Source organism: Paenibacillus sp. 01T431 (genome assembly GCF_056398625.1).
On record NZ_JBFTPT010000013.1, the window covers coordinates 206,903 to 222,484 of the forward strand.

The 15,582-nt window shown below is 46.8% G+C and carries 13 protein-coding genes; all 13 read left to right on the forward strand.

The genetic code is table 11. The features are described from left to right. Nucleotides 1-71: 71 nt before the first annotated feature. The 13 genes from secD to AC1DM9_RS23500 all read left to right on the forward strand — a co-directional run bounded on the left by secD (nucleotide 72) and on the right by AC1DM9_RS23500 (nucleotide 15,547). Nucleotides 72-1,304, forward strand: a complete 1,233-nt coding sequence (secD, locus tag AC1DM9_RS23440) for a protein translocase subunit SecD (RefSeq protein ID WP_076270831.1) — start codon at nucleotides 72-74, stop codon at nucleotides 1,302-1,304. After that, nucleotides 1,294-2,208, forward strand: coding sequence for a protein translocase subunit SecF (secF, locus tag AC1DM9_RS23445; protein ID WP_475447412.1), 915 nt, complete (start codon nucleotides 1,294-1,296; stop codon nucleotides 2,206-2,208). The genes secD and secF overlap by 11 nt, the downstream gene beginning before the upstream one ends. A 143-nt stretch (nucleotides 2,209-2,351) precedes the next feature. Continuing rightward, the gene (locus tag AC1DM9_RS23450; RefSeq protein WP_477582465.1) at nucleotides 2,352-3,269 is read left to right on the forward strand and encodes a cation diffusion facilitator family transporter; all 918 of its coding nucleotides are present in this window, start codon (nucleotides 2,352-2,354) and stop codon (nucleotides 3,267-3,269) included. A 32-nt stretch (nucleotides 3,270-3,301) separates the two neighbouring features. Further along, the gene (gene recJ / locus AC1DM9_RS23455; protein ID WP_477582467.1) at nucleotides 3,302-5,320 is read left to right on the forward strand and encodes a single-stranded-DNA-specific exonuclease RecJ; all 2,019 of its coding nucleotides are present in this window, start codon (nucleotides 3,302-3,304) and stop codon (nucleotides 5,318-5,320) included. A 22-nt stretch (nucleotides 5,321-5,342) separates the two neighbouring features. Continuing rightward, a complete protein-coding gene (locus AC1DM9_RS23460) occupies nucleotides 5,343-5,873 on the forward strand; it encodes an adenine phosphoribosyltransferase (RefSeq protein ID WP_076270828.1) in 531 nt (176 codons plus the stop codon). Nucleotides 5,874-6,071: 198 nt separating this feature from the next. After that, nucleotides 6,072-8,252 carry a RelA/SpoT family protein gene (locus tag AC1DM9_RS23465; RefSeq protein WP_076270827.1) on the forward strand — a complete coding sequence of 727 codons (2,181 nt, stop codon included), beginning with the start codon at nucleotides 6,072-6,074 and terminating at the stop codon, nucleotides 8,250-8,252. A gap of 54 nt (nucleotides 8,253-8,306) precedes the next feature. Continuing rightward, nucleotides 8,307-8,750 carry a D-aminoacyl-tRNA deacylase gene (dtd, locus tag AC1DM9_RS23470; RefSeq protein ID WP_477582469.1) on the forward strand — a complete coding sequence of 148 codons (444 nt, stop codon included), beginning with the start codon at nucleotides 8,307-8,309 and terminating at the stop codon, nucleotides 8,748-8,750. Nucleotides 8,751-8,842: 92 nt separating this feature from the next. Beyond that, entirely contained in the window at nucleotides 8,843-9,013 is a 171-nt protein-coding gene (locus AC1DM9_RS23475) for a hypothetical protein (RefSeq protein WP_441875823.1), read from the forward strand. Nucleotides 9,014-9,333: 320 nt separating this feature from the next. Continuing rightward, nucleotides 9,334-9,498 carry a hypothetical protein gene (locus AC1DM9_RS23480; protein WP_477582471.1) on the forward strand — a complete coding sequence of 55 codons (165 nt, stop codon included), beginning with the start codon at nucleotides 9,334-9,336 and terminating at the stop codon, nucleotides 9,496-9,498. Between the two features lie 187 nt (nucleotides 9,499-9,685). Beyond that, on the forward strand, nucleotides 9,686-10,951 hold the full coding sequence (gene hisS / locus AC1DM9_RS23485; protein ID WP_477582473.1) for a histidine--tRNA ligase: 1,266 nt from the start codon (nucleotides 9,686-9,688) through the stop codon (nucleotides 10,949-10,951). Nucleotides 10,952-10,979: 28 nt separating this feature from the next. After that, a complete protein-coding gene (gene aspS / locus AC1DM9_RS23490; protein WP_477582475.1) occupies nucleotides 10,980-12,797 on the forward strand; it encodes an aspartate--tRNA ligase in 1,818 nt (605 codons plus the stop codon). 29 nt (nucleotides 12,798-12,826) lie between these two features. Further along, entirely contained in the window at nucleotides 12,827-13,582 is a 756-nt protein-coding gene (locus AC1DM9_RS23495; RefSeq protein ID WP_477582477.1) for a tRNA threonylcarbamoyladenosine dehydratase, read from the forward strand. 657 nt (nucleotides 13,583-14,239) lie between these two features. After that, nucleotides 14,240-15,547: a replication-associated recombination protein A gene (locus AC1DM9_RS23500; RefSeq protein WP_477582543.1), complete on the forward strand. Its 1,308-nt coding sequence runs from the start codon at nucleotides 14,240-14,242 to the stop codon at nucleotides 15,545-15,547. Nucleotides 15,548-15,582 lie beyond the last annotated feature (35 nt).

A 15,582-nucleotide genomic window follows, 5' to 3' on the forward strand; every position in this document is an offset into this window, starting at 1 on the left:
CTTTTTTTTTGACTCGATTTTGTCCCGTCTGTATAATAGGAATATTGAGATCATAAGGGGGATTTAGACGTATGTTCGGGAAGAGAATAATTGCCTTCCTTGCGATCGTAGTCATTATGTTTGGCGTTATCGCTTGGACAAGCCCATCGCTAGTGAAAGACGTAAGGCTAGGCCTTGATTTGAAAGGCGGATTTGAGGTTTTGTACGAAGCTACGCCGCTTGAAGGTGGAGAAGCTGTAACACCGCAATCACTAAAGGAAACGGCAAAAAGCTTAGAAAAGCGGATTGACGAGCTCGGTATTGTAGAGCCGGAAATTACAACTGAAGGCTCTAATCGTATTCGTTTGAGACTTGCAGGAGTTGCGAACGAGAATGAAGTAAGAGAGATTCTTGCTAAACCAATTAATTTAACGTTCCGCGGACCTGACGGCAAGATCGAGCTGGACGGCAGCGATTTTAAGCAAAATGGTGCAGGTGTTGGTTATGACAACTTAAGCAAACCTTTTGTTACGATCGAACTTAAGGATGCGAAAAAATTCGAGGAAATTACGACACGGTTGATCGGTTCGTATTTAGCGATCTATCTCGATGATAAAGAGCTTTCCAGACCATCCGTAAGAGAACCAATTTCAGGCGGATCAGCTACAATTACGGGTGAATATACCGTGAATGAAGCGAGAGAAATGGCCGATATGATTAACCTCGGAGCATTGCCTCTCAAGCTCACTGAGAAATATACGCAAAGCGTTGGCGCTAAACTAGGACTAGCTTCCTTGAAAGACACCGTTGAGGCGGGTGTTATCGGAACAGTCATTATTTTGATATTCCTTGTTATATTGTTCCGTATTCCAGGCATTGTAGCTGGTATTACAGTAATTACTTATACTTGGCTCTTGATCGTAGTATTTAATTTAATGAACGCGACTCTAACACTCCCGGGTATAGCCGCCTTTGTGCTTGGTATAGGTATGGCGGTCGATGCGAATATCATCATGTATGAACGGATTAAGGAAGAGATTCGAAGCGGAAAAAGCTTGCTTTCATCGCTTAAAGCTGGATCAAAAAACTCATTCCGTACCATTATGGATGCGAACATTACGAACATCATTTCAAGCGCAGTATTGTACTTTATCGGTAACGGAGCGATTCGTGGTTTTGCATTGACGATGATTTTCAGTATTTTGGTAAGTATGCTGACAAACATCTTCTTGTCCCGCTTTTTAATTATGCTCCTTATTAAGAGCAACCTGTTTACAAAACCAAGCTACTATGGTGTGAAGGAGGCAGAAATCCGTGAACTTTAATACAAAAATTCGTTATGATTTCATCGGGAACCGCAATAAGTTCTTTCTGTTCTCGATCACGTTAACCGTAATCGGCATCTTGTCTTTGCTTTTTTTCAGCCTTAATTTCGGTGTTGATTTCAAGGCCGGTACGAATATGGATATTTCAGTAGGCAAAGCAGTAACCCAGCAGGATGCGAAAGAAATTCTTGTGAAAGCAGGAATCGAAGGCATCACGCCTACAGTTGGCGGTACAGGTGAAGAACGTGTAACGGCTCGTTTTGACGAAGTGCTTACACAAGCCAAAATCACTGAAATTCAAGACTTATTTAAAGCGAAGTATGGTGATCAAGTATCGGCTGAGGTTAACGTCGTATCGCCGGACATGGCGCAGGAGCTTGGGATCAAAACGATCTGGGCAGTACTGATTGCCAGCGTAGCCATAATGATTTATGTCATGATTCGTTTTGAATGGCGCTTTGCACTAGCTGCGAACATTGCGATTTTGTATGACGCATTTGTCGTTGTCGCGTTGTTCTCGATATTCCGTCTGGAAGTTGATCTTCCGTTTATTGCGGCGGTGTTGACAACGATCGGTTATTCTATCAATGATAAAATCGTTATTTTTGACCGGATTCGTGAAAATCTTCGGTTTGGTCAATATAAAAACCGTGAGCAGCTCGCTGAGATGGTTAACGCAAGTATTTGGCAAACAATGGCGCGTAATATCTATACTGTATTAGCAGTGCTTATCGTTGCAGTTTGTTTGTTCATCTTCGGAAGCGAGTCAATCAAGCTATTTGCCCTTGCAAAAATCATTGGTCTTACAAGCGGTGCGTACTCGTCCATTTGTATAGCGAGCCCGCTGTGGCTAATGCTTAAAGGCAGACAAAAGCCGAAGGCTGTTGTTAAGAAAACAGCTTAACTATAAGCAGTTGAATGCTTACGAAGTAGGTTTTGCATTCGCAAAACCTAAGTAGATGCTCACGAAGTAGGTTTTGCATTCGCAAAACTTAAGTAGATGCTTACGAAGTGGTTTTGCATGCGCAAAACCTTTAGGAGGTATAAATGTCAACCACACAGCGATATGTAAAAGCAGAGTCCGCAAGCTGGGCCGGCTTATGGGGAAACATGCTGCTGGCTCTATTTAAAGGTGTAATAGGATGGTTGTCAGGAAGCAAAGCGCTGCTCGCGGATGCATTTCGAACAGCGGCTGAGGTCGCTGCAGGAGTTGTTGCCCTTTCAGGTTTGAGGGCAAGCCGGCAGCGGAAAATGGCAAACCCGGGTGCCAAAGCGGTACCAGTAGATTTAAGAGGAGAGACGGCGACAACGATATTGTTGTCAGTCGTCCTTCTCATCGTTGGGCTCGAAATCGGTATATCTGCCATTAGAGACCTTTCTGATCGTGTAACGAGCGCTCCGCACTGGAGTTCGGCAGTGGCCATCGCGCTTGCTCTAATCGTGCAGCAGCTGTTTTTTCCATCGAAGGATCGAATGACAGGACTTTATTGTTCAGTCGCAGCATTAGTGGGCGCAAGCGGAGCGATTATTGGCAAAATGCTGAATGTGCCGGTGCTCTATTATTTTGATCCGGCGGCAGCGATCGTTATTGCGGTCATTGTTATCGTAAACGGCTACAGAATGGCTACAGTCTTTATGCGAAAAGATGAACATAGCAAGACTTCAGAGGAAAATCCGGATGAGCTGATGCAGCTTATTCAACGTGTTGATGGAGTCATTACTGTGCAAACCTTGCGAGCGAAAGAGCATGGTCATTATGTCATTGCAGAAATGGTTATTAGTGTAAATCCACGCATTTCTGTTCTTGAGGGTCAAGAGATTGCCAAAAGGGTAAAGCAGCTCGTCATGAAACGTTTTATACATGTCACGGATGTATCGATTTTCGTTGAGCCTTATGATCCTGGTTATCCTTATAAGTCTAATCATGATCCGAATCAGGAGCAGATGCCGACACTGCTGCAATAAGAACAGCAAACAGCAGGAGAGGAGCAAGCAGCATGATTCAAAGGAAGACAAGATGGGCTGTAGCGCCATGGTCTGCGGACGACGAAGCAAAAGCGAAGGATTTGGCAGCGAATCTTAGTTTGCCGCCGCTAGTAGCGAGACTTCTCGTGCAGCGCGGCTTTGATGATACCGAAGCGGCTGAACGTTTTTTGCGAGGCGGGGTGGAGCATTTTCATGATCCCTATTTATTGCTTGGAATGGAGGCTGCCGTTGCACGCATAAAGCGAGCAGCAGCCAGCAATGAGAAAATAAGGATTTATGGCGATTACGATGCGGACGGCGTTTCAAGCACATCTTTATTGGTACATTTATTCCGATCATTAAATTATGAATTTGATTATTATATTCCTCATCGTGCTTTGGAAGGTTACGGATTAAACAAAAAAGCGATTGAGCTGGCTGCTGAAGAGGGCATCGGTTTAATTGTTACGGTTGATACGGGCATCAGCGCTGTTGAAGAAATTGATTATGCGAAGCAGCTCGGGATTGATGTTGTTGTTACTGATCATCACGAGCCGCCAGAGCAAATCCCAAATGCTGCAGCAGTCGTTAATCCGAAGCAAGAAGGCTGCACTTATCCGTTCAAAGGGCTTGCAGGCGTAGGCGTTGCATTCAAGCTGGCGCATGCGTTATTAGAGCGCCCTCCGCTTGAGTGGGCCGACATTGTGAGTCTTGGAACAGTAGCAGATTTAATGCCGCTTAAAGACGAGAATCGTATTTTTGTTCGCTGCGGCTTGGAACGATTGAAGAATCATGCAGGAGTAGGCTTCCGAGCGCTGGCAGAGGCTGGCGGCATTGAGCTGGACAGCATTACTGCGACAGGCATTGCTTTTGGAATGGCACCGCGCATCAATGCAGCTGGAAGGCTCGACCATGCGAAACGTGCAGTCGAACTGCTCACAACCGACGATTATGACAATGCGATTTTGACTGCAATCGGACTGGACAGTTTAAACAAAGAACGGCAGCGCGTAGTGGAGAGTATCGTGAAGGAAGCCGAGCTGCAGTGGCAGACCAAATGCGACGATGCTGCAGCCGCGAATGCATCACCTCCGCCAGTTATTGTGCTCTCAGGTGAAGGCTGGAATGTTGGTGTCATCGGTATCGTTGCCTCCAAACTGCTTGAACGCAATTATAAGCCTGTTATTATACTTGGGATAGATGAGCAGACAGGGATGTGTAAAGGCTCTGCGCGCTCCATAGAAGGCTTCGACCTGCATGCAGCCCTTACAGCTTGCGACGAGCTGCTCGATCATTACGGAGGACACCAGGCCGCTGCTGGAATGAGTCTTCATCGCGATCGACTATCTGAATTTGAACAGAAACTTGGCGAGCTGGCTGCTGAATGGCTGAGCGCTGACGATTGGATTCCCAAAACGTCTGTTGATCTTGTATGCTCGGTTAGCGAAGCCACTCTCGATACGATTACCGAGCTTTCACAGCTTGAGCCGTTCGGGATGGGAAATCCATCGCCAAGATTGCTGTTTCAGAAGACGGAGCTTGCAGATCGTCGTACGATAGGCAAGGAGTCAAGACACTTAAAGCTATCTCTAGGAAGCGGCCGTCGTTTATTAGACGGTATCGGCTTCAGTATGGGAATGCTAGCAGAAGGATTAAAGCCGGGCAGCAAAATAGATGTTGTCGGGGAATTATCTGTTAATGAGTGGAATGGGCAGCGCAAACCTCAGCTTCAACTGCATGATGTGCATTTTGATCCTGCTGCTGTCGAATTTCCAGAGCGCGAGCAATTCGGCAAAGTGTATCAACTGTTGAAACAGCTGGGGCAAGTTCCGCTTCAAGGATTAAATGCTCGCTTATCGAAGCAAAGTGGTTTATCCTTAGAGACGGTTGAGCTTATGCTGGCAGTATTCGAGGAGCTGCAATTTATTAACCGAGACAATGGTTTGATGCAGGCAGCACCCTCACCTCAGAAACGTGATTTAGCTACTTCTGAACGTTATAGAGAAGCAAAAGCACAATTTGAAGCAACACAAATTATAATGAATAGTTAGAAATGGAAAGGGTTGACCTCAAGTGTCCAACACACAATACAACTTCAAAGATTACATCCGGGTAATTCCTGATTTCCCGCAACCAGGTATCCGTTTCAAAGATATTACGACGCTTCTGAAAGACGGAGGAGCATATCGTGCTGCGATTGAAGAGATGCGAGTTGCTGTTCAGGATATGAAAATTGACGTCATTGCAGGACCAGAAGCTCGCGGCTTCGTAGTAGGCGCACCGCTGGCGATTGCGCTAGGCGTAGGTTTTGCTCCGATTCGCAAAAGCGGCAAGCTGCCGGGCGAGACGATTACAGCAAGCTACGACTTGGAGTATGGACAGGATAAACTGGCTATGCACAAGGATGCAATCACACCGGGCCAACGCGTACTCATTGCTGACGATCTGCTTGCAACAGGCGGAACGATCGCAACATCGATCAATTTGATTGAGCAGCTTGGCGGTGAAGTAGTAGGCGCAGCTTTTCTAATTGAGCTTGCATACTTAACTGGCCGTGAGAAGCTTAAAGGAATCGACGTATTCTCACTAATGACTTACTCATAATTCAAGCAGCAAGATTGCTCTATAAAATGACCGCCTATCCCCCTTATTCGCATTTTGCGAGAAGGCCAGGCGGTTTTATTTTATTGCTGGAGGTCTCTGGTAGTTGACGCGGTACTGTGATTACAGGCATAATATTATAAAAACTCGGAAAACGCATGAATGGGATCCGCCAGGAGTGTAATCAGAAAGGGACGTTTCATGGGCATTGAGCATTTACTCGAGAAGGCATCCGCCTATATGAAAGAGCAGGACCTTATACGCATCCAGGAAGCCTATGACTTTGCGGAGCAAGCCCATCACGGACAAGTACGGAAATCGGGAGAGCCATATATTCTGCACCCCGTAGCGGTGGCGGATATTCTTGTTGATATGCAAATGGACGTGCTGTCCATTATCGCAGCATTGCTCCATGATGTCGTTGAGGATACAACTGTTGATTTGCAGACGGTGCGTGCGAAATTTGGCGAAACCTGTGCGATGCTGGTAGACGGTCTAACGAAGCTCGAAAAAATTCAATTTCGTTCTAAAGAAGAGCAGCAAAACGAAAACTATCGTAAAATGTTTGTCGCCATGGCTCAGGACATTCGCGTCATTTTGATAAAATTGGCTGACCGGCTTCATAACATGCGCACGCTGAAGTTCCAATCGGAAGAAGCACAGCGTCGTATCGCTTATGAAACGTTGGAAATATTTTGTCCGATTGCTCATCGCCTCGGTATTTCAGCTATCAAATGGGAAATGGAAGATATTGCTCTTCGTTATTTGAACCCGCAGCAATATTACCGTATCGCCAATCTGATGAAGAAGAAGCGTGCGGAACGCGAGCAGTTTATTGACGATGTCATCTCCCGGATTACCGAGAAGCTCGAAGAAATGGGTATTGAAGGTGATATTTCTGGTCGGCCTAAGCATTTGTACAGCATTTACAAAAAAATGACCGATCGCAACAAGCAGTTTACGGAGATTTATGATCTGCTTGCTATTCGTATAATCGTTGATAATATTAAGGACTGCTATGCTACGCTCGGAATTATTCATACGCTCTGGAAACCGATGCCTGGCCGCTTTAAGGACTATATCGCTATGCCGAAGGCGAATATGTATCAATCGCTGCATACGACCGTTATAGGGCCAAATGGAGAGCCTACAGAGGTACAGATTCGTACTTGGGAAATGCATCGCACCTCAGAATACGGAATTGCGGCACATTGGGCTTACAAAGAGGGTTCGCTTGTACCAGGCGGCAATTTTGAAGATAAAATGTCATGGTTCCGAGAAATCTTAGAGCTTCAGCATGAAGCGCGCGATGCGTCGGAGTTTATGGAGTCGCTAAAAATGGACTTCTTTGCCGATCTCGTATTTGTATTTACGCCTAGCGGTGAAGTCATTGAACTGCCAGCTGGTTCTGTACCGCTTGATTTCGCCTACCGGATTCATACGGAAGTGGGCAATCGAACGATTGGCGCAAAGCTGAACGGTCGAATTGTGCCGCTTGACCATAAGCTCAAAACCGGGGATATTGTTGAAATATTAACGTCGAAGCATTCTTATGGACCAAGTCAGGATTGGGTGAAAATTGCGCAGTCCTCACACGCTAGAAGCAAAATTCGGCAATGGTTCAAGAAAGAGCGTCGCGAAGAAAATGTAGCAAAAGGCAAGGATCTGCTTGAGCGTGAGCTGAAGCGTTTAGGACTTGAGCCTTCCGCATGGCTGCAGGAAGATAAGCTGCAGGAGGCTGCCGCGAAGTTCGCATTTAACGATATTGAGGATATGATGTCCGCAATCGGCTTTGGCGGAATTACGGCTGCACAAATTTGCACGAAGCTTACCGAGAAGATGCGCAGAGAGGCCGAACTGGCAAGCCAGATTGAGCTTACAAGCGAAATCAAGGAAATAAAATCGCCGGGCAATCGCAAATCACGTCCGAATCAAGGCGTGACTGTGAAGGGCATCGACAATTTGCTCGTTCGTTTTGCACGCTGCTGCAACCCTGTACCGGGAGACGCGATTATCGGGTACATTACCCGAGGGCGCGGCGTTTCAGTCCACCGAATGGATTGTTTGAACATTCCTTTCGGCGATCAGGGCGAAGAGGGCGAACGCGTAATAGAGGTAGAGTGGGAAGATAATATTGATGCCAATTACAGCGTCGATATCGAAATAACCGGACACGATCGCAGAGGCCTTCTGAATGAAGTGCTGCAGGCGGTATCCGAAAGCAAGACGAACATTTCAGCTGTAACCGGACGTTCTGTAAAAAACAAAATGTCGCATATTCATATGACGGTGCTTATCCGCAATGTCGAGCACCTTACTTCGGTTGTTGAGAAAATCAAGCGAGTGCAGGATATTTATTCTGTTCAACGGATTATGCAATAAACGTTTTGCTCTTGCGGCATCGAGATCAAAACGAATATCGGAGGTTTTTGAGCAGTGAAGGTTGTTGTACAACACAGTAAACAAGCAAAGGTAGTCATTGAGGGTGAAACAGTAGGTTCAATTGACTCGGGGCTTGTGCTTCTTGTAGGCATGACGCATGAGGACACAGAAGCGGATGTCAAATGGATGGCTGATAAGGTAGCTAACCTGCGTATTTTTGAGGATGAGTCAGGCAAAATGAATCATTCTATTTCAGATGTTGGCGGGCAGTTGCTTTCGGTCTCACAGTTTACACTGTATGGAGACTGCCGGAAAGGCAGACGCCCTAACTTCATGGCAGCCGCCAGACCCGAGCAAGCAGAGCAGCTGTATGATTTGTTTAATGAGACGCTTCGTTCTACCGGATTGGTCGTGGAAACGGGGCGCTTTGGTGCGATGATGGACGTGGAGCTCGTGAATTCCGGGCCTATAACGTTAATTTTGGATAGCCGTATTTAACTAAGGCAACGCGGGAAACAATATAGTGTAGGCTGTGCACGCATCATTAGAAGCTTGTACAAGCAGTATGCCATATTGGAGGTAAACCGCGAATGCACCAATCACGCAAGGAACAAGGGATGGAACGATCATCTCGCAGACTGCTTCATTCCGATCGCAGAGAAGCTAAAATTTTTGCAGAGCTTGAGGAAGATATGGAAGCAGCGGAGGAGTGGGCGGGTTTCCCGCAGCACCCGCGCCGCGATAATTCGGGTCAACTATAGCATAAGCATACCGCCGCCCAAGCCGAGAGCTGGGGCGGTTATCTTTTGAAATAAACAAATGGAGAAAATAGCATCTACACAAAGTATCCATTAAAACGCTTTCGAAATTGTAATATTACTGTAATCAATCTCTAACTTTTTTTTAATATCATTGACCTATAATAGAACTCGACCCCCTTTTTAAAATATATTTTACTTTTGGACCTACAAATACGTTTTGTAGGTTTTTTTCTGCCTATTTTAAACAGGATAGTGTTGCTTGGGCAGTTCGATCTTGACTTTAAGCTTAGTCAGAGGTAAAATTAGTCCTCAGTATAGATATGGATTCGTTGAAGGGACAAAGTAATTCTACGCCTTATATTCAGAGAGGGACGTCACTTGGCTGCAAGCGTCCTTATATTGGCAGAATGAACAGACTTCCCGGAGAACAGACGGTGAACGGCAGATGGCAGCAAGCAATTAGGCTTGCAGCTAACGCACAGTAGCTGGACTGCGGATGACGGACGTTAACCGTCTTTGAGCGAGCCGAACGCATAGGATGCAGGCTCGAAATGTGGGTGGTACCACGGGAGATTCACTCTCGTCCCTTATGGCGCAAGCTATTAGGAACGGGAGTTTTTTGCGTTTTCCGAAATTTAACCCGTTTATTATGAGGGCAGGAGGGGTTATTCAATGGCATTTCAGAAAATGCCGGGCACACAGGATATTTTGCCTGGCGCGGTAGAGAGATGGCAGTATGTGGAGCAGAAGGCTCGAGATATTTGTCAGCGTTATAATTTCAGGGAAATTCGTACGCCGATATTTGAATCCACTGAGCTGTTTCAACGGGGCGTCGGTGAAACGACCGACATCGTTGAGAAAGAAATGTATACCTTCACAGACCGCGGCAATCGCAGTCTGACGCTTCGTCCGGAAGGAACCGCAGGCGTTGTGAGGTCTTACGTAGAGAACAAGCTTTACGGCGAGCCAGACGTGTCTAAATTGTATTATATCGGTCCGATGTTCCGTTATGAGCGCCCGCAGGCAGGCCGTTATCGCCAGCTGCATCAATTTGGCGTTGAGGCTATCGGTTCGGTTGATCCTGCTATAGATGCAGAAGTCATTGCACTTGGCTATACCTTTTATACAGAGGTGGGTCTAAAAGGCGTACGCGTAGAAATTAATTCCGTCGGCACACCGGCTGTACGTGCGGTGTTCCGCGAGCGTCTGCTTGCTTTCTTAGAGCCTAAGCGTGAGCTGCTCTGCAAGGATTGCCAATCACGGATGGATCGCAATCCGCTGCGCGTGCTTGATTGCAAGGTCGATCAAGAGCATTTTACGGATGCGCCATCTATTTTGGACAGCCTGGACGAGGAATGCCAAATTCACTTTGATAAAGTAAAAATGTATTTGAGTGACATGGGCATTCCTTATGAAATCAATCATCGCCTCGTTCGCGGACTCGACTACTATACCCATACGGCCTTCGAATACAAGGCAGAGGGTATCGGTACGATCGATACTGTCGGCGGCGGCGGTCGCTATAACGGCCTTGTATCGGAAATCGGCGGTCCTGACCAGCCGGGAGTCGGTCTTGGCTTAGGTCTTGAAAGAACGATTTTGCTGCTTCAGCATCAAGAAACGGAATTGCCTGTTTTTAATCAAATCGACGTGTATGTCGTTGCGTTAGGCGAAGCTGCGGAGCGCGAGGTAACCAAGCTCGTATACCAGCTAAGACAGCAAGGCATACGTGCAGAGCGTGATTATCTTGGCCGTAAGATGAAGGCGCAAATGAAGTCGGCAGACCGTCTTCAGGCCCGTTTTACTGCTATACTTGGCGATGATGAGCTTGCGCGTGGCGAAATTTCCTTGAAAGACATGGCTAAAGGCGAGCAGCGTGTTGTTGCACTAGATAAGCTCGCTGAAGAAATTAGCAATTCATTTTCAACACATAAATAAATCTAACTAAACGAGGAGCATGAACACTATGTTGTTAAAAACACATCACTGCGGCCGCTTAACGAAAGCGGACGTTGGTCAATCGGTTATTCTAAATGGCTGGGTACAACGTCGCCGCGATCTTGGTGGCGTCCTATTTATCGATCTTCGTGACCGTTCTGGTATTGTACAAACGGTATTCAACCCGGATTTCTCTGGTGACGCACTAGCGATCGCTGACCGTGCTCGTAATGAGTTCGTCCTTGCCATTCAAGGAATAGTAGTGGAGCGCGATGCTGAAACTTACAACGCTAACCTTGCTACCGGTGAAATTGAAGTTCGTGTTACAAAAATTGAAGTGTTGAACGCTGCCAAAACGCCTCCATTCCCAATCGAGGATGGCGTAGAAGTAGACGAGTCGCTTCGCTTGAAATATCGTTACCTGGACCTGCGTCGTCCAGAAATGCAAAAAACGTTGTTCCTTCGTTCGAAAGCAGCAAAGGTTTTCCGCGATTTCCTAGACGGGGAAGGCTTCATCGACGTTGAAACACCTATTTTAACGAAAAGCACGCCTGAAGGCGCGCGTGATTACTTGGTGCCAAGCCGTGTGCATGAAGGTGAATTTTTTGCATTGCCGCAATCGCCGCAAATCTTTAAGCAGCTTCTGATGGTTGGCGGTATTGAGCGTTACTACCAAATCGCTCGTTGCTTCCGCGATGAGGATCTTCGTGCAGACCGTCAACCGGAATTCACGCAAGTCGACATCGAGACCTCTTTCCTTTCGCAAGATCAATTGCTTGCAATGATGGAAGAGCTAACAGCTAAGCTTCTAAAAGAGACAGTAGGCGTAGAGCTTGAGCTTCCGTTCCAACGCATTACTTATGCGGATGCAATGAACAAATACGGCTCCGACAAACCGGACCTTCGTTTCGACCTTGAAATTAAAGATATTACCGATATCGTATCAAGCAGCGATGTAAAAGTGTTCGCGAGCGTTGCTGCAAGCGGCGGCGTTGTTAAAGCATTGAACGCTAAAGGCTGTGCAAGCTGGAGCCGCAAAGAGCTTGATGACTTGCAGCCATTCGCTGCTCGTTACGGCGGTAAAGGGCTAGCTTGGATTACGGTGAAGGATGGCGAATGGCGTGGACCGATCGTTAAATTCCTTAAGCCGGAAGAGATTGCGGCGCTTACAGAGCGTTTGCAAGTTGAAGACGGAGATTTGCTAACTTTCTCTGCGGATAAGAAAAAAGTGGTTTGCGATGTACTTGGCAACCTGCGCTCTAAACTTGGTAAAGACCTAGGCTTGATCGACGAATCCAAATTCAAGTTTGCTTGGGTTGTTGACTTCCCATTGCTTGGATGGGATGAGGATGCGAAGCGTTATGTAGCGGAACACCACCCATTCACACGTCCAAATGAAGATGACCTTCATTTCTTTGATACGGATCCAGGACAAATTCGCGCACAAGCGTATGATCTAGTTCTGAACGGTTATGAAGTTGGCGGCGGCTCCATGCGTATCTACAAGCGTGAAGTACAAGAACAAATGTTCAAAGCGCTTGGCTTCAGCATGGAAGAAGCACAAGAGAAATTCGGCTTCTTGCTGGATGCATTTGAATACGGAACACCTCCACACGGCGGTATTGCCTTTGGTTTCGACCGTCTGGTTATGCTGCTTACTGGCCGCACGAATCTGCGTGAAACGATTGCATTCCCAAAAACGGCAAGTGCTACAGATCTTCTCTGCGATGCGCCGTCCGAAGTCGAGCTGTCGCAGCTCGAGCAATTGCATATCCGTACTGTTCTTAAGCCAAAACAACCTGTTGCATCGGCAGCTGCTGCAGCAGCAGAAACTAACGAAAAATAAGCAATCAATGCGAAAGGGGCGGCAGCCGGATGCTTCACCAATTTTCACGAACAGAGCTGGCTATTGGGCCAGAGGGGCTAGCGCTAATGAAGGGGAGCACGGTTGCCGTGCTCGGCATCGGAGGCGTTGGCGGCATTGCAGCTGAGGCGCTTGCACGCACCGGAGTTGGACGTATTATACTCGTTGACAAGGACGTTGTAGATATTACAAATGTGAATCGCCAAGTTCATGCGCTCACAACAACGGTTGGTCAAGTGAAAGCGGAGCTTATGCGTGACCGGATTAAACTCATTAATCCCGAATGTGATGTCATTGCGCTGCGCATGTTTTATACGGAAGAAACGTTTGAACAGTTTTTCGAGTATCCGCTTGATTATGTTGTTGATGCGTCCGATACGATTTCGTATAAGATTCATTTGATCAAGCAATGTCTCGAAAGAAAAATTCCGATTATTTCTAGTATGGGCGCAGCAAACAAGATGGACCCGACGAAATTTCAGGTTGTCGATATTTCGCAGACGCATACCGATCCTTTAGCAAGGGTTATCCGTACTAAGCTTCGTAAGGAAGGTATCAAACGCGGCGTTAAGGTAGTATTCTCAACGGAGCTGCCAATGAAGCCGCGTGAGGATGTTACGAAAAAAATCGTTCCCGAGAATGCGCCTGACATTCGCAAAGCGAAGCAGCCTCCGGCCAGCAATGCATTCGTTCCGCCCGTAGCGGGGCTGATCATGGTTAGTGTCGTCGTTAAGGATTTGCTTGCTGCTGGCGGCATTGAGGTGTAAACGATAACTGTCGGTAAGCTGGTGAGAGGCCATAGATCTCCACTCGACAAGTAAGAAGCAAAACAATAGCCGATTTGAAAAAAAGCGTCTTCAGCTTTTTTGCGAATCGGCTATTTTATATAGGAATTTATAGATTTATTTTAATAAAGGGATTTTATTTCTAGGGCATTTGCGGCAAGGCAAGTTTGTTAGGAGTGACTTTACAGGCTTTGGTTGTCTTCGGTTGTCTATGCTGCACATTTGCAATAACTTGCCTCGGATTAGGTGTAAAGGATGAGCTATCATGTATATGCGCAGTAACTTGCTCGTAGTTATGGGTTGTTGACTAAAACATGTGCATCTGTATTGCAAAAATACATCATAGACTACACGTCTAGCACAAAAAGAGTTGCTAGCCTGCATAAGTACAAGATAGCTCGAACTGCTTGCAGTTTAGCGCTGAGCGAGCGTGAAAGATGCTAGCATAAAAAGAAAAGAATTTGCTTCAAATTTGTCTGAAATACAAAATAAATGGATTCAAAACTTTTCATAGCAGCAGAAAGGGTAGCGAAGCCGTGGACGCTTCGGCGATTAGCATACAAGCACATCATTTCTGGCGAACAAATGTGCTTGTATGCTATGATCGGAGTAACAGATGGCAGAAGGTTGGGGAGCAGAATGGATTTATTTTCATATCAAGAGGAAGAAGCGCCTCGCGCCAGGCTGCTTGCAGATCGCATGCGGCCGCAAACATTAGACGAATATATCGGGCAAGAGCATATAGTAGGAACGGGTAAGCTGCTGCGGCGGGCTATTGAAGGCGATCAAGTGTCGTCAATTTTGTTGTATGGTCCGCCGGGCTGCGGTAAAACGACGCTTGCACATATTATATCTTTGCGGACAGCAGGCGAGTTCGTGAAGCTGAACGCGGTAGATGCGTCGGTAAAAGATGTACGTGAAGTTATCGAGCAGGCTCGTACCAACAAAGCGATGTACGGCAAGAAGACAACGCTTTTTCTAGATGAGGTGCATCGCTTTAATACAGCTAGGCAGGATGCGCTGCTTCCTGCTGTCGAGCAGGGCATTATTATTTTTATAGGGGCGACAACAGAAAATCCATTTCATCATGTGAATGGCGCTCTATTGTCACGTTCAACCTTGTTTCAGCTCGAAGCGCTTGGCGAGGAGCACGCCTATGAAGCGATGATAAGAGCGCTAGCCGATCGTGAGCGGGGTTTAGGCTTTATGGACTTGCAAGTAGATGAGGACGCGCTGCTGCATATCGCTGCAATGGCTGGCGGAGACATCCGCAGGGCGCTTAATGCGCTTGAGCTGGCTGCGGTGACAACGCCGTCTGAGATTGATGGTTCTGTCCGGTTGACGCTTGAGGTGGCTCAAGAGTCCATAAGGAAGCCGTCCATTCGCGCAGATCTATCTACACAATATGATGTGCTGTCGGCGTTTCACAAAAGTGTAAGAGGTTCAAGCGACGCAGCGTTATTTTGGTTTTTATATGCTGTGGAGAAGCTGGGCATGGACCCGATGACGTTTATCCGCAGGCTGATTGTCGCATGCAGCGAAGATATTGGACTTGCTAATCCGCAAGCGATGATTCAAGCGGTTACAGCGATGGATGCCTATCATAAGATAGGCTGGCCTGAAGCGAAATATAACATCTCACAAGCGATACTGTTCGCGGTAGAGAGTCCCAAGTCGAATGCTACTGCCATTGCAATCGGCAATGCAGAGGCGGCAATCGAGCGAGCAGGCGGTGCAGAGGTACCGCTGCATTTGCGCGATACCCACTACAAAGGGGCGCAGCAGCTTGGCCACGAGGGGTATCAATATCCGCATGATTTCCCGAACCATTATGTAAAGCAGCAATATTTGCCGAATACGCTTGGGGGAATGACCTTTTATAAGGCTACCGAGCAAGGGATGGAAGATAAAATAAGGCAAAATCAGCAAAAACGCCAAGGTAAATGATAAGTTAATTAATAAAAAAAACTCCTGCTAATTTG